Below are 25,826 nucleotides of genomic sequence, written 5' to 3' on the forward strand. Positions count from 1 at the left end.
AACAGGCATGAATCAAGTGAAATTAGGCATCATCAGAGAAGGTAAAGTGCCACCTGATAAGCGGGTTCCACTCACTCCAAAACAGTGTAAGTTGGTTGAAATGAAATTTCCACACGTTAAAGTTTTTGTTCAGACAAGCGAAGTTCGTGCGTTTAAGGATGAAGAATATGTGGCTGAAGGAATTGAAGTGGTAAAAGATTTGTCAGATTGCGACATTATTATGGGGGTGAAAGAAGTGAATATCGAGGATCTGATTCCCCGGAAAAAATTCCTTTTCTTTTCACATACGATCAAAAAACAGCCGTACAACAGAAATCTCTTGCGTGCGATCTTAGAGAAGAAAATTCAATTGATCGACTACGAAGTACTAAAGTCCAAGGAAAACAAACGCATTATCGGTTTTGGCCGTTATGCGGGAATTGTTGGGGCCTACAATGGTATTCGTGCATTCGGCGAAAAAACAAACCTCTTTCACCTCAAACCTGCCAATGAATGCGCCGGAAGAAAGGAAATGGAAGAAGAACTGCACAAAGCGACTTTCCCTGAGAATATGAAACTGGTACTAACTGGTTTCGGAAGAGTAGGTTACGGTGCACGTGAAATTATGGACTTATTGCCTTTTACGGAAGTAAGCCCGGAAGAATTCTTAACTGAGAAGTTTGATACTCCTGTATTCACACATTTGGAAATAGAGGATTATTACAGAAGAAAAGACGGGAAACCTTTTGTGAAAGCTGAATTTTACAATACTCCTGAGTTTTACGAGTCAAGTTTTGCCCGCTATTCGGAGGTTGCCGATGTATACATTGCCTGTCATTTCTGGAGTAATAAATCTCCTTATATTCTGACAGCAGAGGATTTAAGATCCGGTAAAAACAAAATCCGCGTCATAGCAGATGTTTCCTGTGATATTCAGGGACCAATCGCCTCAACGCTTCGCGCTTCAAAGATCGCCGATCCGTTTTATGGATACGATCCTGAAACAGGTCAGGAATGTGACTGGAAACAGGCTGGATCAATAACCGTAATGGCCGTAGATAATTTGCCTTGTGAATTGCCAAAAGACGCTTCCGAAGATTTTGGAAACGAATTAATAAAATCTGTTTTCCCGCATTTATTCGGGGAAGATCCCGATAACATTATCGGAAGAGGTTCAGAGACTGATTTAAATGGTAATTTAACTCCCAATTTTGCGTACCTGAATGATTATGTAAATCAGGTAACAGCTTAACAAGCGGCTATGGAGATACAAAAAGGCGACAAGAAAATAATTAAGGGCTGGGTAATGTACGACTGGGCAAACTCAGTTTACAACCTGGTTATTTCATCTGCTATTTTCCCTATTTTCTACGATACGGTAACCACGAAACAATATTTATCGGAGAAACCGGAGAATATAGGCAAAGCGTGGACGAGTCTTGACTTAGATCCCTCGAAACTTGCAGCTGGTGAAGAGGTAATGGTCGACTTTTTTGGAATGCACATCCCGAATTCGGCTTTGATGAGCTTCGTCCTTTCCGCATCTTTCCTGATTGTATCTTTTTCTTCTCCTTTTTTATCCGGAATTGCCGATTACCGAGGGAATAAGAAACGTTTCCTGCAGTTCTTCTGTTACCTGGGAGCACTTTCCTGTATGTCACTTTATTTCTTTACGGATTTAATGCGCGACGGCTTGCTGGAAGTTGCTATGTTGTCCTTGTTCTTCGCCAGTATTGGTTTTTGGAATAGTTTGGTGTTTTACAATTCGTATTTGCCGGAGATCGCTCATAAAAAAGACATGGACAAGATTTCCGCCCGTGGATTTTCCATGGGATATTTCGGTTCTATGGTTTTGTTGATTATTTGCCTGGTGCTGATTCAGGTTCCGATCTTTGACTTCTTTGATGATCCTGCTACCCCAAAAGTAGAAAATACGATGCCTGTATCTTACTGCTTTCTTTTAGTTGGTCTTTGGTGGGTTGGATTCTCCCAGATTACATATCGTGTTTTACCGAATATCACTTCCAACAGGGTGAAAGAAAAAGGCTATATCTGGAAAGGATTCAAAGAATTGAAGAATGTGTTCTCCGAATTTCAAAAAACAAAACGTCTGAAGCGTTATCTGACTTCTTTCTTCTTCTTCAATACAGGGGTTCAAACTGTGATGTTGATGGCTACTTTCTTTGCTAAAAAGGAAATCGATTGGCCGGTTAAAGATGGAAAAGTAGACGACAGTGGCTTGATCATTGCGATTTTATTGATCCAGTTGCTCGGAGCTGCCGGAGCATTTTTGATGTCGCGTTTATCCGGGAAAATAGGAAATATAAAAACATTGGGAATTTCCCTGGTGATCTGGCTGGGAGTTTGTGCTGCGGCTTTCGTAATCGAAACTCCTGTTGAGTTCTATTGTTTGGCTTGCGGTGTTGGAATCGTAATGGGCGGGGTTCAGGCTTTGGCCCGTTCTACCTATTCCAAATACCTGCCCGAAACAGAAGACCACGCGAGTTATTTCTCGTTTTACGACGCAACAGAGAAGATTGGAATCGTTACGGGAACACTTTTCTTCGGTTTAATGGAAATTGGTTTTGAATCCATTCGTTATTCGGTTGTTTCAGTGGCATTCTTCTTTATCGTTGGCCTCCTGATGCTTTTCCGTATCCCGAAAAATGAACGCACAGACCTGGAAGGCATTTACGATTAATTATCAAAAGGAGAATACCCCCTTGATTATTGATAATTAAAAAATGCTATTTCACCAATATTCTTATCACCTCACTTCCTCTTGAATGACTGATCTTAAGAACATAAATCCCGGGAGATAAGTCTGTTTCAAATAAAACCGTTCCTCCATTCGTTTCTTTAACATGGATGATTTTCCCTTGTAGATCCAAAAGCTCGAGTTGATTTTTTCCTTCCAATCCCGTAAGCTGGAAACTCCCATTGTTGGGATTCGGAATGATCTCTAAAGGATTCCCTTTCCGCTCACTCGAAACAATTGTGGAATAACGGAGACTTCCGTTCAGATCCGTCATTTTTAAACGGTAATAAGAAATTCCGGGTATCGGTTTATGATCCGCGAACTGGTAAAATTGCTTTTGATCGCTGTTTCCTTTCGCGTCAATAACTCCGAGCGACTCGAATTCACTTCCTTTTTCAGAACGTTGAACTGTGAAATAATCACTATTCTCTTCATTTTCGGTTTCCCAGAGCAGGAGGGAAGTGAGATCTGAATTGTTTACTCTGAAATTGCTTAGTCCGACAGGTAATGCTGTTAAACAATTGTCCATTTCGGATTGTAAGATCGTTACGCAAACGGTTCTTCCGCAATCAAGGCATTGTACTGGACTGGAAGGTGTGTGTCCCGTCAGAAAATATTCTCCCGCAAATGTAATTGGAGTTGAACCCATAGAGCCTCCGTTAATAGTTTCGGAAAACCCTCCCGGTCCGGTAATATCGATCGTTGATGAACCTGTGAAGTTGCTGGATGAACAATAAGCCACATCTGCAGTGAAAACCAGGTCACTCCCAACGCAGCTTACATAGTTGGTGGCGGCCGGTAAAGCTGTCGGTACTGCAATCGGCGCAAACGTGGGCCCGTTGAAATAATGACTGCAGCTGGTGGCCCCGTAATAGCTCCAGGATTGTCCCAGGTTGTTGGTTGCCAGTCCGTAGAATCCACGACTGAATTGAGTAGGTAGCGAATTGGAACGGAACAGATAACCGTTGCATCCGGGATTCAGATCCATTGTTCCGCCGCAATCTACATAACGGCTTCCGGAATACCTCCAGCCGATCGTGGCAGTTTTTCCGGCTGTTGTAACTTTACTGAGTCCAAAAGATTGGGGAGTCGTTCCCTCGTAATAATTCAGATTGATCCCTGATGTTGGAGCTTCCCAATCGGTAATGCATTCGTAAACTACAGCGTATGCAGTGTTGTCGGATTGCCAGTCAAGACATTGTTGATCTCCTCCTTCTGAATTACACAGATCATAATTAGTCGTAAAGCTACTCCCGGATAAATTTTGATTTCCGAATACGGTGTTTTGCGAGTTGAAAATTTCAACCCCTCGTTCCGCCTGATTCACACTTCGTTTAACCGTTGAAAAAGCTGTTGTTTGAGTAGTTGCTGTGCTTGAACCAACTCCATCATCATTGTCATCTTCCCCATAACCACACATGTTTGAAAAGGAAATTCCGCAGGGAATCATCTCGTTTCCGGAAGTGATAACCGGGTAATCGATAGCTAAATAGCGTCCCGGATTGGTTGTTGTAATTCCGGATGTACAGCTGGCAGTTTGAGCATAGCGTATTCTGAATTTGAAACCCGAAGTAAAGTATGCACTACTGACCATGATTCCGGATGCAGCTGTTGTTCCCGTTGCTGCCGTATAAAAATTCCCCGGAGAGGAAGCAGATTTAAAAACAGTCAGGCAAACACGCGACCAGGCACTTTCTGTCAGCCATTTGGTGTTTGTGGAATTGTTGGTGCACATATCGGTATTACTTGAGCTGATATCCATCTGCATCACCTGCGTCCAGCTTGTTCCGCCATTGGAAGAGAAGTCCAGGAATGCAGCATTTCCTGTGCACGAACCCCAGCCGTTTGTTTGGCCACAGGAAGTTTCCGACGGAAAAAGCCAGAATTGCACCTTGAAACCTTCCACTGAAGACATGTCAAAAGACGGGGAAACCAATGTTGGATTACTTTGCCCGCGAAGTACTGCATAGCTTAAGTTTTGAGAAACATTTGCTCTGCCGTCAAAGTTGGCTCCGAGTTTTCCGCTGGCACCGCCTGAGCCAACTGCCAAGGAACTTGCGAGGTTCCCGATGCAAAATCCGTTAGTAGCAGCGCAGCTTCCCGAACAATTGGGTTGAATTAATCCGCCCTTTGCGCCATAAGTATCTGCAGTAGGAATCGCTCCGGCTGTGGTGGCAGATGGAGCTCCTGCAAAAGTCCAGCCCGTCGGTAATCCAGCGGTAGACCAAGTCGCTGTTCCTACAAAATCAAATGACTGACGAATTCCTGATGCGGATTCAAAAGAAGTAGGTTGCGCACAGGGACTCGTACAAGTTGCACTATGAGACACATCTGAAGGACAATTAATACTTGTCTCACCAGCATCAACAACTCCGTTTCCGCATGTTGGACATTGAGCAAATAAAAAAAATGGAACAAAAAGAAACGGTAGTAGAATCGCAAGAGTAGTTTTCATAGGAGAGTTGTAGCAGTGTGTTTGCCAAATATACAGAATTAAACGAATGGTTAATGTCTTTTTATACTGGAAGTAGAAGGCTCCGTATGATCACTAAAGCTTCAGGCCAACTTCACAGGTTTGTAAATGTTTATCGGGGAAATATTGCTTAAAAATCAGTCAAAACCATGAAAAAAAGGTGGGAAATCAAACAAAAAAAAGACCGGTATTTCTACCGGCCTTTTGATGATTAATGAGCTTCTTCTTCCGGATCAGGAGGGAATAATTTCTCCGCATCCTTAATGTTTTGCATGCGGTCGATGAAATCTTCCAATTGAGAGATCGTCAATTGCTTCGCAATGATCTTTTTGTCTTTATCCAATACAAAGATCCGTGGCGTTGCATAAATATCGTAGGTATCATGATAATTTAATGATTCCAGTGTCGTGTATTTCGGAATGAATTGACGCGGATCTGCAGTTGCATCCTCAAACAGTTTTTTGGTCAAACCAACATTAATGAATGTCAGCTTATTATCACGGATGAATTTCTTCCACTTCTCGAAATCTTCGTTGGTTGCTTTACCTACTGAGAAGATCTCTACGTTGCGGTTCTTAAACTTCTTCTCATACAAAGTCTGTAGTTTCGGAGTTGTTTTTTTACAATGTCCGCATTCCGGATCCCAGAAGTAAAGAATGGTGTAATCGCTTTTCAAACTGTAGAAATCCTTCCAGTTTACATCTGTAGTATCACGCAGGATAATGTTTGGAGGACGAACACCCTGAACCAGGTTCATGCGTACTTTATTCTCCTCACACAATTCTTTCAATTTGTCCTTATCCTTCATCCAGTAAGCAATTGAATTTCCCGAAGCATCGTTTTGACAGTAATAACGGTTCACCATGAAAACATATACTTTGTCCATTCCCATGATGTTTGATTTGGCGAACGTATTTGTAATGTAATCAACTGCATATTTAAACAGTTCCGATTTCTTATCCAACTGCTCAACGAAAGGGAATGCAAAAGCCAGAACAGTATCAGGATGCTGCACCAGCATGTTTTTTCCAAAGAAATATTCCATTTTCGATCCGAAAACAGGAGTGTTTACCAAACGGTCGTCTTTCAAATCGATATTGTCCCAGTAATGTGCCCGGTAGTATTGGTATCTGAAATTTTCGTTGGTCACTTTCCCGTTTGCATCCTTTGGAGCTTCCGGTACCACCACGTCCATTGACATTTTAATGATCTTAGCAACCAGTTTTGTCGGATTGTTCTTTTGTAGATCTGTTTGGTAAGTAGCAACTAATTTAGACACGGAATCCATTTGCTCGCCTAAACGCTTGTATTGAGCGTCACCTTCCTTAAATTTTTTGCGTTCTTCCGAATAAGCGGTTGCTACTTTTCGCTGCTGCTGAAGAAAATTGATGTAAGCTACAAAAACTTTGTTCTCTTCCGATTTCTTTACCTTCATATTGGAAATGAAATCAGGAGCTTTTGTCTCTATATTGATTTCTTCCTTGTTATAAATAACCTCGAAGTATTTTTGTCCCGGCATAAGTAAAGCAACGATTCCGGGCTTTAAATCTGGCTTTGCTGTAAATTCAACAACTCCGCCTTTCATTTCTGCGGTATCTGCATAAAATAGCTTAGAGCCATAGTATTTTGTTAGGAATACCGTGGTGTCTTTTGCTCCTTCTACTTTGAAGCGTAATTTCTGACTAAATCCAAAAGTTGATACAAGTAATAGGGTAACTACAAGAAGTTGTTTCATGTTTATGTGTTTATTTATTATCATGACGTAGCAAATTTAATAAAGTCATTGGTTTAACAGAAAATTAACCATTGTTCTGTTCGTAAATTCCTTTGCGGGCACTTAAGTAGGAAGCCATTGCAAACAGGGAATAAGCAAATACCAAAGCAAGAATACTTAGTAAGCTTAAACCGGTGTCAATATACAATCCTCCCGACTCAAATAAGGAGTCTAAAAATAGTTTAAATCCAATGAAACAGCCAATACTTAGCAGTCCAATTATTCCAAAAACCTTGGAAAAATAAACGAAGAAATTCTTTACCAGTGTGTTAGGGTGATGTCCCAGTCGCATCAAGGTACGTACTTCATAAAGGTTTTTACTCAAAAGCAGCTGCAGATATTGGATTAAAACCAAACCTGAAAGAAATACAGCAATGATTGAGATTCCTAAAACAACCAATATTAACGTTCCTACCATACTTTTCAGACGCCCGATAGCGACTTGTGCATTTTTGGATTCAAGATGTTTTTCTTCGAGCATCTGTTCCACTAGTCCGAATTCGTTTTCTTTTCCTGAAATCATTATTTGCGTGATCTTTTGCTCTGCATTTGGAGCAAAGCGGTTGTTTGCCCAGGTCATGAAGTTTTGTGGGACAAGTACTGAAGGCATATCATTTGTAAAACCGATAATCCGGCATGAGATATACTCTTTTCCTGTGTCACTGATCAAAGCAAATTTGAATTTAATGTCCATGGCCAATTCGTCACTTATTTGTGGCATGTCTTTCGAACTCATAAACATGTTCATCATAACCAGCAGGTCTCTGGGCATGAGGATAGGAACCAAAGTATCTCCTTCTTTCCAATGCCATTTAGTTGATTTGATATCTAAAAAATCAGGATCTACCGTTTGAATAAAAATGTCACCTCTGAATCTTGGAACGGAAGGATCAGCTGTTTCGATCGTAATATTGAAATTATTCGATTCTACCGGTTGTACATCCAAAATGAAGGGTTTTTTCTTTATTTCTTCAATTTCGCTCAATGAAAAATCAGTTTTAGCGATGTTTAATGTATTGAAACTGGATACCTTTTTTTGAACGATCACCGTATTAGGTCCCAAAATGTTCGCTCCCTCCCCAAATTCATTAACCTTGACCAAATAGTGGATGGAAGTAATGAGGAAAGTCATTCCTAAGAAAGCTCCGATAACGGCAATAATCAATTGGCGTTTATCCTGGTGTTGAAATAATAATTTGCGTAACATAACTCAGAGCTTTAATTCGTAATCGTAAGAGAAGCGCTTGTCATCGTCCAAAGAGGTGAGGACAAATCCGGCTTTTTGCCTGTTACATTCTGCGTCTATCATAGAAAGGCAGCGAAGACTATTGCGTTCGTCCAGGTGAGAAAAGGGTTCGTCCAGTACAAGCCAGTTAAAAGGTTGGCAAAGCGAACGGACAATTGCAACGCGCTGCTGCTGTCCCATAGACAGTAATCCGCAGGGATCATTCCATTTGTGCTCAATTTCCAACTCGGCTAGCATGGCCTGGATCTCTTGTTCCGTCTTGAAACCGGTTAATTGATTCTTAAGTTGTAAATTTTCTGCAACGGTCAGTTTGTGAAAAAGCTGCAGGTCCTGGAAAACCGTGGAGATCTTTCGCTGACGGATTTCAACCCATTCGTCAACGGAAAAGGTTTTAATGTCCCGCCCGTCGTATAGGATGGTGCCATCGTAATCTTTTCGGATCCCGAACACGGTCATGGAAAAGGTAGATTTACCCTTTCCGGAAGATGCATTCAGAAGAATTTTATTGCCGGTTTCAAGTTTTGCGGTATTTCCCCAAATGCTATCTGTTCCGTGGGAAATGGAAGCGAGCGGGAAAGGCATTACCTGATTAAATTGAATGTTCATCTTTAGTAAGTTTTCGATTCATTTTCAAATATCATTCCAAGTTTACAAAGTGCTATATCCGAACGACTTGCAAAATCTCTTCACAAAGCTCATTTGTTGATTTTGCATCCAGCCAAATGGTATTTGCGTGTCTTTTGAACCAAGTTAACTGTCTTTTGGCATAATTCCGCGTATGTTGTTTTATTTTCGAAATGCAGGTTTCCAAATCCGTATCCCCATCCAGGTATTCAAAGACTTCTTTATATCCTACAGTCTGCAATGCTGTGAGATTCCGGTATTCCGAAACATGCTTCACTTCATCGATTAAGCCTGCTTCCATCATTAGATCCACACGCCGGTTGATTCGCTCGTACAAAATTTCTCTCGGGTGATTGATCACAAAACGGATCACTTCGAAAGGTCTTTCGGGTAATTCATTCTTTCGCCACTTACTAAACGGAACATCAGTCAGCCGGATCACTTCCAGGGCTCTTAAAACCCGCATCGGGTTTTGTTTGTCCACCTGCTGATAGAATTCCGGATCTTTTTCTTCCAGTTCCTGTAATAAAGGATTTATTCCTTTTTCTTCCAACTCTTGCCTCAATGTGTTCTGGATTTCAGGATCAGTTGGAATAGGGTCGAGGCCAATACACAGGGCATCGATGAACATTCCCGAACCACCGACCAGAACCAGCTGAGGATGATGCGCAAGTTCTCCGCAGATCAGCTTCATCGCTTCCGATTCAAACTGAGCAGCACTTACCGGGCTTGAAACAGGATGTGAATTAATGAAGTAATGCGGAACTCCTTCCATTTCTTCCAAAGAAGGTTTTGCCGTTCCGATAGAAAGCTCTTTGTAAAATTGTCTTGAGTCAGCTGAAAGTATCACCGTGTTCAATGCTTTTGCCAAGGCAACTGCAAGTGACGTTTTTCCACTCGCAGTCGGTCCTTCAATAACAATCAGTTGTTGCATAAGCAAAGTTACGATTTGTCAGTGAATCAACGTTTCGCTAAGGTCTTGTATGTTTCATACCTGGACGTAATTCCGCGAACATAACGAATACAGATATTTCCTCTGAAAGCACCGCTTTTTACTACGTCGTCTGTATAATACGCATGTTTCCCCAGGTTCATGACCATGGTTTCTACATTGTCGTCCCAGATATGCGGATTCAGTCCTTTTTTCTCTGCCAATCGTTGTGCATCGAGAATATGTCCTGCTCCGGCATTGTAGCTTGCCAGGATAAATTTATTGCGTTCTTCTTCGTCTTTAATTCCCATCCACATTTTGGTGATGCGACTGAGATACTTGTATCCGCCCTGTATTTGTACTTCAGGAGGCGAAGTAGGGTAGACACCGAATTTCGGACCTGTTCCGGGCATGAATTGCATCAGGCCATAGGCTCCCCCAAATGCCCGCGCATTCGGATTGAATTTACTTTCGTGGTAGATTAGCGCTGCTACCAGTCGCCAGTCAATATTGTGTTTTTCACCCTCAACTTTCAAAATGGCATCAAATGGTGAAATACTTCCGCGTCTTGATTTGAAACTACTTTCTCCGCTGACTGAGCTGTTGATCTGTTCAAAGTATTTCCGTTTGATATAGGAGAATGCTTCGCGCTTCATGAATTTGGCGAGCCAGCTGTTTAGTCGTTTCTGAAGGATCGGAGATTTTTTATTCAATCCGAAGGCAATGTTTTGTTTGAAAGAAATAGGTAGGCTTACATCTATGTTATCGTAGAAGCGCTCATTGATCTCGGCCACATTCTTTTCAGCAACTGTATAATCGATCACACCGTTGGCAACCTGTTCGATTAATTCTTCCACACCTTCCTGTGCCTGTGTTGGACGGATCATAATCGTATCGCCGATCTCATCCTGTAAGTGAAGTAAGCGGGTATAATAACTTGAGTGTTCCCAAACCACCACTTTCTTATTTCCCAGTTGAATGGGATCTGTGATGAAGGTCACTTTTTCGTCTAAAGTTTCGGGAGTGGATTTTCGTTGAACGAGTACCTGATTGGTTTGCAGAAAAGGGGTTGAGAAGTTGATCTCGGATCTTCTTTCACGGGTAACAGTATAATTACACGCTGCAATATCGCCTTCACCGCGATTTAGTATGTCATTGATCTCGTCCAGGTTGTTTACAATTTTAACTTCCAGGCTTACTCCAAGTTCTTCAGCAAATTCTTTCAGGATCTCGTATTCGAATCCCATCTTTTTTCCTTTGTAAATAAAGAAAGATGTGGAGCTGTTTTCTGCCAGGACCACCAAACTTCCGCGCTTGTAAATCCCGGGAAGGTCGAAGTCATGAGCATCTAGGGGCTTCTTTCTCGAGTCTATTTTTTCCGAGGAGCAGGAAGCAAATACGAAGCATCCTGTTAGAGCTAATAAGTAAAGAATTCCCGTTTTGATTTTCGGCATAATAGTCAAACTTACAAACAAATTACGACAAAAAAGCCTAAACACGCTTCATTAAATATTCATTTGCATCGCGCATATATTCATGAAAGCAACTAGTAATTTCGTTCTCAAAGCGCTGAAACACGGTGTGTCCTTTCGTTAGAGCGTTTTCGAAAGAGAGCTTACTGCTGACTCCCTGGCACATTCTGTAAAGTCCTTCCTCGGTATGATAATGACTGATCCAGTTTCGTTCAACCAATAAATTTATAAAGTGCTTAAAATCTGAAGGGTATGGCTCTTTACTTAAATTAATTTTAGAATAAAAGCCAGCTAAAAAGTCTGCAAGTTTGCTTGGATGATATTGCTCCCAGTTTCGCGCCAGCAGGTGGTCGAAATAGATATCTACGGCAATTGGAGCTACTTTTGGCAACTCGCCACGGATGGTATGGATCAGGTGAATAACTTCGAAATGATGATCAATAAAGTGATCGATCTTGCGATGAAGTAAAACTCCTTCCTGGATGTACTGCGGATACTCCAAATACTTTTTGCCTTTTACAAAATCACCGAATAGGTTAGCCACTGCCAGACGCGGATCGTTGTTGGAAAAGTAAATATGTCCGAGGTAGTTCATGTTTATAAGGACTATTTATCAAGTAAATCAATAATCAAGGTCATATACTTCTCTTAAAGTTTTATAAGTGATCGGAACAACAATTTCTCCTGAAGAACTCACAACACCCCATTTACCTTTAAGTTGTACAAACTTATTACCATCTCCATATCCTTGTACATCCTCATACTTGATTGGAATAGTTTCTTTCCCCGTTTTGTCAATGACTCCAAATTTGCCGTTTATTTCTGCTCTTGTACTATTTTCTTTTTCACCGAATAAAATACTTTGAGAATATTTTATTGGAATGACCAATGTACCAGTTTTATCAATACAGCCCCATTTGCCATTTAATTGAACGGTTGCCAAACCTTCATTAAAACTGTATGTATCATCATATTGTAAAGCAATGACTTCCTTACCTCTGACGTCCATAAATCCCCATTTACCGTTAGCTTTTACTTTTACAAGACCTTCAACAAACGAGTCAGTCTGCTCATATTTAAAGGATGTAACGGATTCACCTTTCAAATTAATAAAACCCCATTTCCCATTCAATTCGACTGCTGCCAATCCGTTGGAAACACCATATCCACCGTCATACTTGAAATCAATAATGACTTTGCCTGTTGCATCGATATAACCTACTTTTGTGTTCTTTTCAACTCGTGCATAACCTTCACGGAAGTCGCTCGCATGGTCATAGATCGGTTGAATAACTACTGTTTTATCTCTATCCATGAATCCATACTTTCCGTTTTCCTGGAAGGGTCTCAGGTTCTGTGCATTTACCGTTAAAAAGCTCGCTAATACGAATACGGCAGTAATTAAGTTTTTCATTTTTACTCTGGTTTTAGTTTTTGCTTAATACTTCATTGTCTTTCACAAAAATCACCAATAAGTTCGTCGCGGATAAGCAAGGATTGTTGTTGGAAAAGTATATGTGTCTGAGGTAGTTCATTGATTTAAAGTTAAGAAAGTATTTGGTCTTTACCATTTAACTGTCCTTCGTTATTTCATAAATGAAGTTCAATTTGGAAGCTTCACCGAAATAAGCAATTTCTTCTTCTCCGATCTTTTCTGCTCCCAAATGGCCGATAGCTATTTGAGAACGCAGGTTTCCGGCCCCGATATGGAAATGAACTTTTGATACGAATTGAAAAATGTAATCCAGCATCAGTTTTTTTACCATCGGATTGATTCCTTTTCCCCAGCAGGAAACAGCATAGAATGTGTAACCTATGAGAATACGATTCTCAGTTTCGCTGTAATCGTAGTACCGTGTGCTGCCGATGATTTCCCCGGTCATTTTGTCTACGATTTTGAAAGCACCTTTGCTTTGCATTGCTCCGTCAAAAAAGTTCCGGAACACTTCTTTCTTCCAGCGATCTTTATTCGGATGCTGTTCCCAAATCTTTGGGTCGGCTGCAATCGCATACATGTCTTCAAAATCTTCTTCCCGGAGCGGGTAGAGGATAAGCTGTTCGTTTTCTAAAGTGGGTTGAATACTGAAGTTCATTGACTCAAAAGTGATTTATATGCTACAATCCTCACAGACTTCTACTGAGCTCACGTCGAAGTCTGTGAGGAATAGTTTTGTGTAACTTAATACAGAAAACTGTGATTCTTCCCATAATACAGCATTTGTTCAATAAAGCTTTGCTTATTTTCCATTTTAATGTCCTTGATCTTTCCTTTGGAGTCCATGATCGGAACAAGGATCGGGTAAACAAATCCGTTATAAGGCGCGATGTTCAATGGTTTTACACGACGTAAGATCTCTGCATGGATCTTTGGATCAACTTTCACCCCGTATGTTTCAACCAGGTTCTTTCCTGCGTTGTAATCACCTTCGGATTTAATCCGTTGGATCTCTCTTAGTAAGTCACCGAACAGAACGCGTAGCTTCTTGTAGTCTTTGATATCGTAATAGGTTTTTCCATTGCGGGTGATTTTCTCGATTACCTGGTCTTTCTGACCTTTCTCGAAAACCCATGCACTCACCAGTTGACGGTTCTGCATGTGCTCTTCTTCCAGGTTTTGACCTTTTTCCAAACGTTGTAACTGGGTAAGTAAACCGTTTCGGATGTAGCCGTCGTATTCTGCTTTTCCTACTTCCAGTGATTCAATCAAGCCCAGATCCACCATTTTCTGATCCATAATGAAATACAATCCAACCAGGTCGGCACGTGCTTCTTCCAATGTCGATGCATAATTCAGAAGTGTTTCTGACGGCTGGCCAACTCCCGGATTGATCTTGCCACTCGCATGGCCGATCACTTCGTGCAAAGCAGTGTGCATTTTTCCTGCAAGAGCTCCGTATTTATTTGCCCGGTCGATTTCTTCCTTATCATTCGCGAATTCTTCAACCAATGCTGGTCCGCCGGCTTTGTTGTAAGCCTCAATGATATTTCCCAGGGAAACGGATTTCGAACCGTGAACCTCGCGAATCCAGTTGTTATTCGGAAGATTCACACCGATTGGAGTAGAAGGAGCAGCATCACCTGATTCACTTGCAACTTCAACTACCTTGTAGGAAACACCAACAACTTTCTTTTTCTTGTGCTCGGGTAAAAGCGGAGAATTATCTTCGAACCACTGTGCATTTTTAGCAACCTTGGCCATTCGTTTTGAGGCTTCAAAGTCGTTGATCTGAACAATGGATTCGTAATTGGCACGTTTGCCCAATGCATCTCCATAAGTTTCTATGAAACCGTTGATGTAATCAATATCGCCTTTTGTTGCTGTAGCCCAAAGTACATTGTATTCATCCCATTTTCTCAGGTCTCCGGTTTTGTAGTATTCAATCAGGACTTTCAGTGCTTGTTTTTGCTGATCGTTTTCAGCAACTTTTACGGCTTTTCTAAGCCAGAAAATAATCTGATCGATTGCCAGGCCATATTTTCCTTTGCTCTTCCACACTTCTTCAACCAGTTTCCCGTTTTTGAGTACCAAAGTTGAATTTAATCCCAATTCAACCGGAGTTGTATCACTCAAATCCTGTTTTTTGGAATAGAAATCCTCCACCATTTTCTGTGTAACACCTTTTCCATAAAAATTATTTGCGGAAGCTACGATCATATCTACATTCGGATCTTTTACCTTTCGCTTCTTTTCCAGTTTTTTATTGAAGATCGCTGCCAGTGCTTCCGGACTCAGGTTGTGTTCCACCGCAACCATCAGTTTCTGAAGGTATGCCGGACTGAATTTCGGCTGGATCTTCTCCATGCTATAATGATGATGGATTCCATTGGAAAAGAATACCTGCTTGCTCCACTCATCGAATTTCTTCCATTCGGCAACTGTTTTGTCTCCATCGTATTTTTCGTGGATTGCTTCCAGGGTTCTGCGAATTTCCAGGTTAAAGCGGTTGTTCTGATCGTAATTGATATCCCTTCCAGCCAAACCTGCTTGGGAAAGATAGTAAACCAGTTCTTTTTGCTTTATAGTGAGTTTGTCCCAACTTGGAACATCGAAACGAAGGATTTGAACATCTGCAAATCGTTCCACAGTTGTTTCCGTAGACTGTGAACTTTCGTTTGTTTCTTCATTACTTCCACATGCAGCCGATAGAGCTAAAAGGGAAGAGAATGCGATCATATTCTGTAGTTTCATATCATTGATTATCTGTTTGAAGATAGCCAAATAATTTGGAATGATATCAGAATATTTGGTTGGACAGTTGTAATTAACTTTGAACGGGAGAGGAGGAGGATAGCGGAAGGATAAGGTGATTTAGCTAAATTACTGACAAATACATCTGGCCAATTAATTGTTAACTTTTTGAGTGTTGTTAGCAAGTTAACTAAATCACTAACAAAGCACCCAATCAAATTGATTGGTAATTCTCAACTCTGGTTAACATGTTAGTTAACTTGCTAACAAACATACCTGCCTTACCTTGCAGGTATCGCTGGCACATTCCAAAAGATTTTAATCATGCGGAACATAACATTCACCGGCGGTAATCGCAACTGGAATGGTATTCTCTTTCGGAACGATCGGACAGGAATAGCGGTCTGAATAAGCACAGTAGGGGTGATAGGAAGTATTGAAATCCAGTTTTACCTTTTTTGCCTTTTTACTGAGGTAGCAATCCAGGTATTTCCCTGCACCGTAGGTGGAAATGCCCGTGGTAGCGTCTTTGAATGGTACGAAATAGTAGTTTTTGTATTCTTTCTTTCCGGCCAGATCCAGATTTTGATAAACATTCAATTTACACAAAGTATCGTTGACCTTGAATGATAGATAGCCCATTTTCCGGTAATAAACCGTACGCTCAGTCGACATTGGCATCACAAAAGCCGGTCCGACTTCTTTCACAAAATCAGCTTCAATGATAAAAGATGTGTTTATGGGGAAAAAGCAAATTTCCGGGTGAATTTTCCGTTCCTCTTCATTCAATACCTTAGACAGGAACTCACTTTCGTGTTTAGTACGCTCTTTGCTTAAGCTGTCTGTGTAATTGTTTTGCGCAAATGAACTTCCTGCACAAAATAAGCTTATCAGAATAATTAGTAGTGATTTCATCTGTTTCCGAATAGTGAACTTCCAATCCGAACCATGTTGCTGCCTTCTTCGATGGCTAACTTATAATCGCCGCTCATTCCCATGGAAAGCACCTTGAAATCAGGATTGTATTTAAAATAATTGCTTTTCAGAATGGCAAAATAATTATGCAGGTTCCGGAACTCGTCGCGGATCTGTTCCTGGTTGTCTACAAAACTCGCCATGCCCATTAATCCAACAATGGAAATGTGATCCATCTCAACAAATTCCCTGCTTTGCAAGATTTCTTCCGCTTCTTCGAATGAAAGTCCGAATTTGGTTTCTTCCTGAGCTATATGAAACTGAAGGAGGCATGGAATCACGCGTTTATTCTTTTCTCCCTGTTTGTTGATTTCCTGGAGTAATTTAAAACTGTCCACGGAATGGATCAATGAAACAAAAGGAGCAATATATTTTACCTTGTTGCTCTGCAAATGCCCGATTAAATGCCATTCAATGTCTTTCGGAAGGATTTCCCACTTATCGACCATTTCCTGGACTTTATTTTCTCCGAAAACACGCTGACCTGCATCATATGCTTCTTGCACAAGAGTTGCGGGTTTTGTCTTCGAAACTGCCACCAACACAACGTCTTCGGGCAATTCTTCTTTTAATAAATAGATTCGATCTGCTAAGGTCATACTATTCGTTGATACTGTAAATAGTTAATCCGCTGCGCATTTTGGGTTCTACCCAGGTAGATTTGGGAGGCATAATTCCTCCCTGGTCGGCAACTTCTTTTACTTCATTGATGGAAGCCGGGTATAAAAGGAATCCAACTTTGAAATCGTCTTTACGCACCAGGTCTACCACTTTTTTCAATTCTTTCGTTCCAGGGATAAAATCTATATCCTTACTGGTTTTCAGGTCTTCAATCCCTAGGATCGGGTTAAGGATGTAATCGGTAAGAATTTGAGCGTCAAGTTGCTTCACCACATCTTTCACAGAGGTAATGGCTTCTTTTGCTTTGAAAGAGTAGGCTTCTTTTCCGAGTAAGCAGACAATTTCGTGTCTTTGAAGCGGTCTGCGGGCTTTTTTCAGTTCTTCAATTTCAAAATGTGCTTTACACGCTTTCAGAAAATCTTCAGGAGTCAAACCGTTCAAATGTTTTACGAGGCGTTGAAACTCCAAAATCTCCAGTTTTTGCTCATCAATTAGGTAGGCCAGGAAGTAATCCTGGTTAGGAAACTGTGGCTGCTTGTTCTTGACGATGGTATCTTTTAATCGTGCAGAAGAGGCCGAACGGTGATGTCCGTCAGCAATGTACAATTGGTTCAGATTTGCGTATATAGCGATCAGTTTCGTATCTTTTCGCGCATCGATAACCCATAATTCGTGCTTGATTTTGTCGGTTGTCGAAAATTCGTACTCCGGTCTTGTTTTGGTCACTTTATCGAAATACTTATCCAGTTCCGGTAAATGTTTGTGAGCCAAAAGAACCGGTTCTGCATTGAAACCGGTAATATTCAGGTAATTGGTAAACATGGACTCGCGCGAAGTAATGGTTGCCTCGTGCTTTTTGATCAAGTCATTTTTGTATTCTTCAATACTTACTCCGGCGATGACACCGGTAAACTGATGTGTCCCTTTGGTTTGTCTGTAAATGTAAAATGATTCTTCCGGGTCCTGAATGAGAATTCCTTGCTCGATGAACGAATCATACCGGGATTTAACTGCTTCGAAACGCTCCACGGAATTGGCTTTGGACTGATGTTCCTTGTCGCCTTCCGGGTGAATAATATGCAGAAAAGTATAAGGGTTTTCGTCCAGCTTTGCTCGTAAAATATGCTTGCGATAAGCTGCTAAAGGTCTCGTTGATACCAATTGAGCCTTATCTCTGGTTGGACGAATTGCCTTAAAGGGGTGAATTACAGACATTTATTTCCGAATGACTAAGCAGGAACTTGTACTCCAAACTGTTTAACAATTAAATCGGCTAATTCCAACCCGATTCGATCCTGGGCTTCATTTGTGGCAGCACCGATATGTGGAGTGGTTCCGATTTTTTCGTTATTCAGCAAATCAGCTCTCGGGTTCGGTTCATTCTCAAACACATCCAAACCGGCATATGCTACCTTGCCTTCTGAGATAGCGTCAAGTAATGCAGCTTCGTCTACAACACCACCACGTGCAGCATTTACCAGGATTACACCTCTTTTCATTAGGTCGAATTCTGCTTTTTTAATGACAGCCGACCCGTCTCCTTGTTTCGGGATATGAAGAGAAATGAAATCAGCTTCTTTTATCGCACTGTTCAAATCATTGGTAGATTGAAGGGGTACTCTAATTTCCCCGATGCCCTGGATTTCTAAAGGAATTTCGGTGTTTACTTCGTGATTGTTCACAGCAAGGACTTTCATTCCGCAACCTAAAGCATAACTTGCAACAGATTGACCTATTCGTCCGAAACCGATGATGGCGATGGTTTTTCCGCGTAATTCGATTCCTTTTCCGTACTTCTTTTTCAATGAGGAAAAATCACCTGTTTCCATTTGCTTGAAAGAATCATGAAGTGAACGGGCTCCGGCAAATAAATGTCCCATTACCAATTCAGCAACGGACTGAGAGGATGAAGCCGGGGTATTGATAACGATTAAGCCTTTTTCCCGGGCATATGTTACATCAATATTGTCCATTCCTACACCGCCTCGGCCAAGTAATTTCAAACCCGGACAAGAATCGATCACATGTTGTCTGATGGTTGTAGCACTTCTTACAAGGATGATCTCAATATTGTTTGTATTCACATAGCTGATCAGGTTATCCTGTTCTACTTTATCGGTAATAACCGTATAACCTGCTTTTTCAAGAGCAACTTTTCCTTCGTTGGAAATACCGTCATTTGCTAATATTTTCATTTATCCGTGTTTTTTAGAGAAATCGTTCATTACATCAACCAATACCTGGACACTTTCCAGTTCAAGCGCATTGTACATAGAAGCTCTGTATCCTCCAACACTTCTGTGTCCGTTCAAACCAATAATTCCTGCTGCTTTCCATGCTGCATCGAATTCGTCTTTCAACCCATCATTTGTAAGTAAAAAGTTGACATTCATTTCAGAACGGTCTTCAACAGCTACAGTGCCTTTGAACAATGGATTCGCATCAATTTCGGAATAAATCAGTTTTGCTTTTGCCTGATTTTTCAGAGCCATTTTGGAAACACCACCTTGCGCGATCAAATCCTGTAGGTTCAGCATTGCAACGTAAACAGAAAATACCGGTGGGGTATTGAACATGGAATCTTTTTCAGCGTGTATTTTTAAGTCCAGGTAACTTGGCATAAAAGGGGAAGTTGATTTCCCAAGAACCTCTTTCTTCACGATGTATAAAGTAGCTCCTGCCGGACCTAAGTTTTTTTGTGCACCTGCATAAATCAGGTCAAAATCGGAAACATTGATTTCTTTGGAGAAAATATCCGATGACATATCACATACCAATGGCAAATCAGTTTTAGGAAATTCCTTGAACTGGGTACCGAAAATGGTATTATTCGAAGTGAAGTGAATATAATCTGCGTCAGTCGGAATTTGAAGATTTTTAGGGATGTAGCTGAAGTTTTTATCTTCCGAAGAAGCAAATACATTTACGTCGACACCCACTTTCTTCGCTTCTTTGATAGCTCCTGAAGCCCAGGTTCCTGTATTGATATACCCGGCTTTCTTTGTTGAACGCATCATGTTTAAAGCCGCAATGGTGAATCCAAGTGTAGCTCCACCTTGTAAATAAAGCACTTCATAATCATCCGAAATGTTCAATGCTTTTTTAACCAGTTCACGGGCATCGTGCATCACAGCTTCATAATCTTTACTTCTGTGGGATACTTCAAGAATGGATAATCCGTTAAAATCCAGTACGGCATCTGAAGCTTTTTTAAATACGTCTTGCGGAAGAATACATGGTCCTGCGCCAAAGTTGTGTTTTTTCATTTGTTCTTTTTTGAATCCTGATTCACCGAAGCGAATTTCAGCTTATTTTTTTCTTTCTTTGGAAGTACACAAATTTCGAGATTTTTGAACTAACAGAGAAGTGTTTTGATTAAAATATTTTCACAAAAAAAGCCCCGCCAAATGGCAGAGCTCTTAATATGTTGAAGGATTATTCATTCGATTATTCTTCAGTTTTTTTCGCTGGTTTTGCAGCTGGTTTTTTAGCAGCAGGTTTTTTCTCAGCTGCTGGTTTAGCCGCAGTTTTAGCAACCGGTTTTTTCGCTGCTACTTTTTTCTCATCAGCCGGAGCAGATTCTTTCTTTTTAGCAGTAACCGGTGTAACTGTTGTGGTTTTTCTTTTACGGGTATTACCATAGGATCCGTTTGTACGTTTTCCCTTTGCCGTCTTGATATCACCTTTTCCCATAATAGTTTTCTTTTTTTTTTAGTTCGAAAAGTCATACAAATATAACGTTCTCTTTGACTTACTAAGTAAAAAAAGTTCAAAAGGTTTAAAAAAGTTCAAAAGGTTCAAACGGATTTTCCTGACAGAACTCTTTGAACTATTGAATAGTTCAACTCTTTGAACTTTGCAGCCGCTTTTCCAATTCTCTTCTGACAACATCTCCGTTACGCATATAGCGCTGACACCATTTCAGTTTCACCTCGGTTTGATCTGCATCATTCAGTTTCCAGTCCACATCGGATTCGATCAGCCGCTGTCTTAATGCCTGAAGGCTTAACGCTACTGAAACGGATACATTAAAACTTTCTGTAAATCCAACCATTGGAATTGCTACTTTGTAATCTGCTATTTCACGGATCTCATCGGAAATACCTTCCCATTCGGTTCCGAAAGAAAGAGCAATGGGCTGGTCCAGGGGCAAGTCGAAAATGGAAAGCTCTGCGTCAGGTGTTAAGGCTGCAATTTTATATCCTTTGGATTTAAGTTTGCTTACGGCATCCAAAAGCGGGGCAGGACCTTCGTTGTAATTGAACAGGTCGACCCATCTTCCTGCACCACGTGCAATATCTCGCTGAACTTTGTATTGATTTTTGCTTTCTACGACATGTAATTCCTGGATGCCGAAACAATCACAGCTTCTTAAAACGGCACTTGCATTGTGTTCCTGGAAAATCTCTTCGAGCAAGACTGTTAAATAACGCGTTCTTTTTGAGGCTATTTCATCAAACATCTGACCTTTTACTTCAGGGATCAATTCATAAAATGCTTGAAGCAGTTCGTTTTTCATGGGGCAAAATTAGTGAATTCTGAATCAAAACCCCCAATAACTAATTCGCAATTAGGATATAATAGCTACCAGAAAAACATTTGGATTTAAAAAACACCCCGGTCCTTTCGAAATCCGGGGTGTTTCTTCGTAAATCAAATTATTCCGATTGCTTCTTACTGGTCATTTTTCAATTCATTCTGTCGGACCCGACCGCCACAAAGCCAAAGGGCTCAAAGTCTCTCTTCTTTTTGCGCAATTGTAAAACAAGCTGTAAATCACCGTTGGAATATTTTTCATAATCAGTTATTTTATGACTTTCACGGTCTTTGTCCAGCCGCTGTTTCCAATGATCTGCACAAAATAGATTCCTCCGGGAAGTGTGCCAAGATTTTCAAAACGGGATTCAAGGCGCTTATTGTTGAGCGTATGTTCTTTTTGAGTTGCAATTGTCCTGCCGAAAGCGTCTTCCAGTCTTACTGTGATCTCATCGGAAGAAGAATCGTCCCATGAAACCGTAAGCTGATCGTTGAATGGAATGGGCGATACCTGGATGCTGTTGATCTGATTTTCTTTCAACGAAGCTGTTTGGTTGTTGATGGTAGTTCGCAACAATTCACGCACAACCGGAATTAAGGTCCAGGAGTTTTTACTGTTGTCGTTGGTGAAAACCGTGATGCTTTGATCCAGGGCAGGGAAATACCAGGAAGATGCGTGATAAGCCAGGTCACCGCCATGTCCGTAAGCTTCGTATCCGAGAAAACCATTGGTTTTGCGCATTAATCCCAGGCCGTAGCGTTCAATGTTACCTCCAACCTGAACAGTTGTTTTTGCTTCTGCCATGATTGCCGGAGAAAGTAAATCTCCGCGCATATAGGTTCTCATCCATTTTGTGCAGTCCGTTGGTGTTGAAAAATAACCGCCGGCAGCTCCTGCAGTTGAATTGAGCGACATGTAACTCATGTAGAAACTATGTGCATCGTCCATTATACCATCTCCCGTAATGTCTAACCATAAGTGGGCTACAGGGGAGTTGAGTGGTTCGAATGCCGGAATGGCAACAGAGTTTAATCCCAGCGGATCGAAGAAGCGGTTGCGCATTTCCGTATAGAATTGGTTCCCGCTTGCAGCGTGAATGATCATGCCTAATAGGAAATAATTGGTGTTACAGTAGGACCAGGAAGCTCCGGGCTGAAATAGCGGTGGAGAAATAAACCGGTCGATCAGTTCTTCTGCAGTCCAGATTCGGGACATGTCTGCCAGCAGGGAATCCTGGTGGTTTGGATGACTCAATACATCATAGATACCACTTGTATGGTTTAATAATTGCCGGATAGTAATGTTTGAATCAATATAAGGCATAGTCGGAAGCCATTCGTGCAAACTGTCATCCAATTGCAAAACGCCGTCATCTGCCAATTGCAGAATGCATGCGGAGGTCATTGTTTTGGCAACACTTCCGAATAAGTAGGCGTCATCTGTCGTTACATCCACAGTGGTGGTAGAAATACCGTTTGCATGTGCCCAAACGGAACCGTCGGAAACCTGGATGGATGCACTTAAAGATTTTGCCCCGAGAACTGTCCGCATACTGTCGAGTGTATGCTGAAGTTCGGTATCCAAAGTTGATGATATCTGTGCTTTTACAGAATTTGCGGTGAAAAGCAGGAAAACCGTTAAACCTATGTAGTATATTTTCATAAACATGATTTTAGAATTTATGAACTAAAACTACACTTGTCCGGGCGGATCGATTTGTTTAAACCTGCTATTTTTTCTAATGAAAATACTTTTTCAATTCATTTAATGTGCATTCACCCGTTGTTTTTCTTCATCAGATGCCCCAGATCGACGTTCATTCAATGCTTTTCCTTTGCTGAAGCGGTAAGAAAAACTAAATGTAGCCACTCTGCTGTCCATTTTACTTACCCAATTCGCTTTGGAATTCGCAATGTTCCGGATATCTCCTCCAGGCTGCGCGGTATAGAATACATCCGAAAGATTGAATTTGATGGAGCCTTTTTCTTTCAGGATCTTGTAAGCAAGGCCAACTCTTACCTGTCCGACAGGGATGATCAGGAACTGACCGGATAAAATCCGTGTGTGGTACGATCCTGCAAGTTCTGCGGATAATTTTGGTGTTATGGTAAATTTAAAGGCTGGACCAACATACCAATACCAGCGATTCTCAACTAAGGGCTGATTGTAAATGGATGTGCTATAACCGATATTTTTTAATTCGGAATAATATTGAACATTCCACCATTTCGTTAAATTGAGTTCGCCGCTGACACTAATCCCATAAGCGGTTTGCTGACCGTAATTCCCGGGTCTACTGTAATAAATATTGTTCACCTGTTCATTGGTCTCGTTAATGAGGTTGTGTACAATGCTGTAATCGACCGTGACGGAAATTGCGTTTTTGTAAGAATAAGTCAATTCGAAATTATAAGAGAATGTTGGTTTTAAGAAAGGGTTTCCGCCATAATAGGTATAGGCATCCATCGGGTAGGTGAATGGATTCATATCCTGGTAGTTCGGATAATCGATCCTTCTTCCGAATGATAATCCGATTTGATTATTTTTCAAACTGTCAGGAGTGTATGAAAAATAGGCTGTGGGGAACAAACTGTTGTACATGCGTGTAAAACTTGAGTCACTCACTAGTGGATTTCCCAATTGATTTCCGTGCATGCGTATACTTTCGAATCGTAACCCCAATTGCAGTGCAAATTTTTTCCATTCATGGGCGTAATTCGCATATGCCGCATTGTTATTCTCTTCGTAAATAAATCGGTTTGAAAATGTGTAATTCGGAGTGGTTGCACCATTCACCACATCGTAAAAATCAGCAGTATTATCCGTACTTACAAAGGCTGTTTTTACACCGAATTCCACCCTGTTATTATTTTTCAATGGATTTATATAATCGATTTTAGCTGTTTTAATGTCAATGTCTGCCGGTAATGAAGATTCAAGGTTCAGCGAATTCATTAGCGTACCGCCGGAAGAACGTGTAGTATTGTCAAGTGTTTGTTCGTGTTCCGATGTATAACGAATGTAGTCTGCATTGATAGACAGTTCTTTTCCGAGGCTGTCTATTTTTAAGGTGTAATTGAGATTTGCACTGCCGTTATACCAAAGGTTATTGGATTTGCTATAAGCAGAAACCAATGCGGAAATGGAATTGTCTGCAGCCAGAATGTTTGCTGAATTGGTAGTTTCCGATACCGATGGATTGTAAAATCCCGAAAATACTACTCCGATGGTTGATTTTTTACTCACATACCAATCCATCCCGATCTTCCCGGTCCTTCCACCGTTTTCCCGTTTAATGTATGAGTTTTGTAAAAAGGCCGAACTGAATTGATTTTCAGAAGTGTAATAATACCGGTTGATGGTTAAATCCTGGTAAGAATTATTCTGGCTCCATCCAAGAGTTGTAAATAGGTTGACTTTATTGACGCGGTAGTTGAAAATGAAACTATTATTGGAGCGCATGTACCTTCCTTGCCCGTAACTGAGCGTGATCCCGCCGTTAAAGCCTTTTTCCTTGAGTTTTTTCAGGATGATGTTGACGATTCCTGCATTCCCCGAAGCATCGTATTTAGCCGGTGGATTGGTCATGATTTCTATGGATGCAATGGAGTTGGAGGGCAAGGACCGCAAATATCCGGCAAGATCTTCCTGTGACATGTATGTGGGCCGGTTATCAATAAATACCTGAACACCCGATTTTCCTTTTAATGAAATGATTCCGTTGAAGTCTACGGTTATGCCCGGAGCTTTCTCCAATAATTCCAACGCGGTGGTACCTGTATTTCCTGTCAGGGCATCCGGATTTACGATTACCCGGTCAATTTTGCGTTCAATAAATGGCTTTTTAACAGTGATCACGACATCTCCCAATTCTGTTGATGCAGGAGTCAGGAAGATTTCGGGCAGTTGAATTTTGCTGGAATCCGATGTAAGGTCAATTATTTCTCCGACGAATTTCTGATAGTCCATTTGGTCGATAAAAACCCGGAAAACGCCTTTTTTCACCCCTTCAAATTCAAAGTTTCCTAATGAATCAGGAATAGCAGCTTTTACAAGGCTTGAATCAGATGCATGGCATAATCTGATAACAGGTGGACTGAGCGGATTTACCCCGGTAATTTTTCCGCTTACTGTGGAATATTGAGCGGAAGTAAACTGGAAAGATTGGATAAGTAAAAATGAAAGAAATAGAATGTTGCAGGTGAAGCTTTTATTGATCATAGGGTTTGAAATAGAACTGCTGCAAA

General features: G+C 41.1%; 21 protein-coding genes. 2 read left to right on the plus strand and 19 right to left on the minus strand.

The window, feature by feature from the left end; all coding sequences use genetic code 11:
• The first annotated feature begins 7 nt into the window (after positions 1-7).
• Both K0S23_RS02320 and K0S23_RS02325 read left to right on the plus strand, forming a co-directional pair.
• Positions 8-1,231: an NAD(P)-dependent oxidoreductase gene (locus K0S23_RS02320; RefSeq protein WP_300353683.1), complete on the plus strand. Its 1,224-nt coding sequence runs from the start codon at positions 8-10 to the stop codon at positions 1,229-1,231.
• A 9-nt stretch (positions 1,232-1,240) separates the two neighbouring features.
• Positions 1,241-2,680, plus strand: coding sequence for an MFS transporter (locus K0S23_RS02325; RefSeq protein WP_300353686.1), 1,440 nt, complete (start codon positions 1,241-1,243; stop codon positions 2,678-2,680).
• A 46-nt stretch (positions 2,681-2,726) separates the two neighbouring features.
• Here the strand turns inward: K0S23_RS02325 and K0S23_RS02330 are convergent, their stop codons facing one another.
• The 19 genes from K0S23_RS02330 to K0S23_RS02420 form a co-directional block, all read right to left on the minus strand.
• Positions 2,727-5,192, minus strand: coding sequence for a T9SS type A sorting domain-containing protein (locus K0S23_RS02330; RefSeq protein WP_300353689.1), 2,466 nt, complete (start codon positions 5,190-5,192; stop codon positions 2,727-2,729).
• A gap of 229 nt (positions 5,193-5,421) precedes the next feature.
• Complete coding sequence (locus K0S23_RS02335) at positions 5,422-6,945, minus strand: thioredoxin-like domain-containing protein (protein WP_300353692.1); 1,524 nt, start codon at positions 6,943-6,945, stop codon at positions 5,422-5,424.
• A gap of 64 nt (positions 6,946-7,009) precedes the next feature.
• Positions 7,010-8,191, minus strand: a complete 1,182-nt coding sequence (locus K0S23_RS02340; RefSeq protein ID WP_300353693.1) for a hypothetical protein — start codon at positions 8,189-8,191, stop codon at positions 7,010-7,012.
• A 3-nt stretch (positions 8,192-8,194) separates the two neighbouring features.
• The gene (locus tag K0S23_RS02345; protein ID WP_300353696.1) at positions 8,195-8,836 is read right to left on the minus strand and encodes an ATP-binding cassette domain-containing protein; all 642 of its coding nucleotides are present in this window, start codon (positions 8,834-8,836) and stop codon (positions 8,195-8,197) included.
• A 52-nt stretch (positions 8,837-8,888) separates the two neighbouring features.
• Positions 8,889-9,788 carry a tRNA (adenosine(37)-N6)-dimethylallyltransferase MiaA gene (miaA, locus tag K0S23_RS02350; RefSeq protein WP_300353699.1) on the minus strand — a complete coding sequence of 300 codons (900 nt, stop codon included), beginning with the start codon at positions 9,786-9,788 and terminating at the stop codon, positions 8,889-8,891.
• A gap of 26 nt (positions 9,789-9,814) precedes the next feature.
• Complete coding sequence (locus K0S23_RS02355; protein ID WP_300353701.1) at positions 9,815-11,239, minus strand: transporter substrate-binding domain-containing protein; 1,425 nt, start codon at positions 11,237-11,239, stop codon at positions 9,815-9,817.
• 37 nt (positions 11,240-11,276) lie between these two features.
• Positions 11,277-11,852 (minus strand): ACP phosphodiesterase, encoded by a 576-nt coding sequence (locus K0S23_RS02360; RefSeq protein WP_300353703.1) that lies wholly within the window; start codon positions 11,850-11,852, stop codon positions 11,277-11,279.
• A gap of 27 nt (positions 11,853-11,879) precedes the next feature.
• Complete coding sequence (locus K0S23_RS02365) at positions 11,880-12,671, minus strand: WG repeat-containing protein (protein ID WP_300353706.1); 792 nt, start codon at positions 12,669-12,671, stop codon at positions 11,880-11,882.
• A gap of 157 nt (positions 12,672-12,828) precedes the next feature.
• On the minus strand, positions 12,829-13,350 hold the full coding sequence (locus K0S23_RS02370; protein ID WP_300353709.1) for a GNAT family N-acetyltransferase: 522 nt from the start codon (positions 13,348-13,350) through the stop codon (positions 12,829-12,831).
• Positions 13,351-13,436: 86 nt separating this feature from the next.
• Positions 13,437-15,446, minus strand: coding sequence for a dihydrofolate reductase (locus tag K0S23_RS02375; RefSeq protein WP_300353711.1), 2,010 nt, complete (start codon positions 15,444-15,446; stop codon positions 13,437-13,439).
• Positions 15,447-15,764: 318 nt separating this feature from the next.
• Entirely contained in the window at positions 15,765-16,361 is a 597-nt protein-coding gene (locus K0S23_RS02380) for a DUF1684 domain-containing protein (RefSeq protein WP_300353714.1), read from the minus strand.
• Positions 16,358-17,020, minus strand: a complete 663-nt coding sequence (locus K0S23_RS02385; RefSeq protein ID WP_300353717.1) for a YggS family pyridoxal phosphate-dependent enzyme — start codon at positions 17,018-17,020, stop codon at positions 16,358-16,360. The genes K0S23_RS02380 and K0S23_RS02385 overlap by 4 nt, the downstream gene beginning before the upstream one ends.
• Before the next feature lies 1 nt (position 17,021).
• A complete protein-coding gene (locus K0S23_RS02390) occupies positions 17,022-18,257 on the minus strand; it encodes a DUF1015 domain-containing protein (protein ID WP_300353720.1) in 1,236 nt (411 codons plus the stop codon).
• A 14-nt stretch (positions 18,258-18,271) separates the two neighbouring features.
• The gene (locus tag K0S23_RS02395; RefSeq protein ID WP_300353723.1) at positions 18,272-19,237 is read right to left on the minus strand and encodes a D-2-hydroxyacid dehydrogenase; all 966 of its coding nucleotides are present in this window, start codon (positions 19,235-19,237) and stop codon (positions 18,272-18,274) included.
• Complete coding sequence (gene serC / locus K0S23_RS02400; RefSeq protein WP_300353726.1) at positions 19,238-20,308, minus strand: 3-phosphoserine/phosphohydroxythreonine transaminase; 1,071 nt, start codon at positions 20,306-20,308, stop codon at positions 19,238-19,240. It lies immediately after the preceding gene.
• 181 nt (positions 20,309-20,489) lie between these two features.
• Positions 20,490-20,735: a 30S ribosomal protein THX gene (locus K0S23_RS02405; protein WP_300353728.1), complete on the minus strand. Its 246-nt coding sequence runs from the start codon at positions 20,733-20,735 to the stop codon at positions 20,490-20,492.
• Between the two features lie 148 nt (positions 20,736-20,883).
• Entirely contained in the window at positions 20,884-21,561 is a 678-nt protein-coding gene (locus K0S23_RS02410) for an RNA methyltransferase (RefSeq protein WP_300353730.1), read from the minus strand.
• Between the two features lie 285 nt (positions 21,562-21,846).
• Positions 21,847-23,241 (minus strand): serine hydrolase, encoded by a 1,395-nt coding sequence (locus tag K0S23_RS02415; protein ID WP_300353732.1) that lies wholly within the window; start codon positions 23,239-23,241, stop codon positions 21,847-21,849.
• Between the two features lie 102 nt (positions 23,242-23,343).
• Positions 23,344-25,800 carry an outer membrane beta-barrel family protein gene (locus K0S23_RS02420; protein ID WP_300353734.1) on the minus strand — a complete coding sequence of 819 codons (2,457 nt, stop codon included), beginning with the start codon at positions 25,798-25,800 and terminating at the stop codon, positions 23,344-23,346.
• Positions 25,801-25,826 lie beyond the last annotated feature (26 nt).

The sequence above is a fragment of the Fluviicola sp. genome, assembly GCF_029266855.1.
Lineage (GTDB): Bacteria > Bacteroidota > Bacteroidia > Flavobacteriales_D > Crocinitomicaceae > Fluviicola.

Excerpts from the sequence above, each read along its gene's own strand:
- K0S23_RS02320 (WP_300353683.1), top strand. The coding sequence starts at position 8 with ATGAATCAAGTGAAATTAGGCATCATCAGAGAAGGTAAAGTGCCACCT.
- K0S23_RS02325 (WP_300353686.1), top strand. The coding sequence starts at position 1,241 with ATGGAGATACAAAAAGGCGACAAGAAAATAATTAAGGGCTGGGTAATG.
- K0S23_RS02330 (WP_300353689.1), bottom strand. The coding sequence starts at position 5,192 with ATGAAAACTACTCTTGCGATTCTACTACCGTTTCTTTTTGTTCCATTT.
- K0S23_RS02335 (WP_300353692.1), bottom strand. The coding sequence starts at position 6,945 with ATGAAACAACTTCTTGTAGTTACCCTATTACTTGTATCAACTTTTGGA.
- K0S23_RS02340 (WP_300353693.1), bottom strand. The coding sequence starts at position 8,191 with ATGTTACGCAAATTATTATTTCAACACCAGGATAAACGCCAATTGATT.
- K0S23_RS02345 (WP_300353696.1), bottom strand. The coding sequence starts at position 8,836 with ATGAACATTCAATTTAATCAGGTAATGCCTTTCCCGCTCGCTTCCATT.
- miaA (WP_300353699.1), bottom strand. The coding sequence starts at position 9,788 with ATGCAACAACTGATTGTTATTGAAGGACCGACTGCGAGTGGAAAAACG.
- K0S23_RS02355 (WP_300353701.1), bottom strand. The coding sequence starts at position 11,239 with ATGCCGAAAATCAAAACGGGAATTCTTTACTTATTAGCTCTAACAGGA.
- K0S23_RS02360 (WP_300353703.1), bottom strand. The coding sequence starts at position 11,852 with ATGAACTACCTCGGACATATTTACTTTTCCAACAACGATCCGCGTCTG.
- K0S23_RS02365 (WP_300353706.1), bottom strand. The coding sequence starts at position 12,671 with ATGAAAAACTTAATTACTGCCGTATTCGTATTAGCGAGCTTTTTAACG.
- K0S23_RS02370 (WP_300353709.1), bottom strand. The coding sequence starts at position 13,350 with ATGAACTTCAGTATTCAACCCACTTTAGAAAACGAACAGCTTATCCTC.
- K0S23_RS02375 (WP_300353711.1), bottom strand. The coding sequence starts at position 15,446 with ATGAAACTACAGAATATGATCGCATTCTCTTCCCTTTTAGCTCTATCG.
- K0S23_RS02380 (WP_300353714.1), bottom strand. The coding sequence starts at position 16,361 with ATGAAATCACTACTAATTATTCTGATAAGCTTATTTTGTGCAGGAAGT.
- K0S23_RS02385 (WP_300353717.1), bottom strand. The coding sequence starts at position 17,020 with ATGACCTTAGCAGATCGAATCTATTTATTAAAAGAAGAATTGCCCGAA.
- K0S23_RS02390 (WP_300353720.1), bottom strand. The coding sequence starts at position 18,257 with ATGTCTGTAATTCACCCCTTTAAGGCAATTCGTCCAACCAGAGATAAG.
- K0S23_RS02395 (WP_300353723.1), bottom strand. The coding sequence starts at position 19,237 with ATGAAAATATTAGCAAATGACGGTATTTCCAACGAAGGAAAAGTTGCT.
- serC (WP_300353726.1), bottom strand. The coding sequence starts at position 20,308 with ATGAAAAAACACAACTTTGGCGCAGGACCATGTATTCTTCCGCAAGAC.
- K0S23_RS02405 (WP_300353728.1), bottom strand. The coding sequence starts at position 20,735 with ATGGGAAAAGGTGATATCAAGACGGCAAAGGGAAAACGTACAAACGGA.
- K0S23_RS02410 (WP_300353730.1), bottom strand. The coding sequence starts at position 21,561 with ATGAAAAACGAACTGCTTCAAGCATTTTATGAATTGATCCCTGAAGTA.
- K0S23_RS02415 (WP_300353732.1), bottom strand. The coding sequence starts at position 23,241 with ATGAAAATATACTACATAGGTTTAACGGTTTTCCTGCTTTTCACCGCA.
- K0S23_RS02420 (WP_300353734.1), bottom strand. The coding sequence starts at position 25,800 with ATGATCAATAAAAGCTTCACCTGCAACATTCTATTTCTTTCATTTTTA.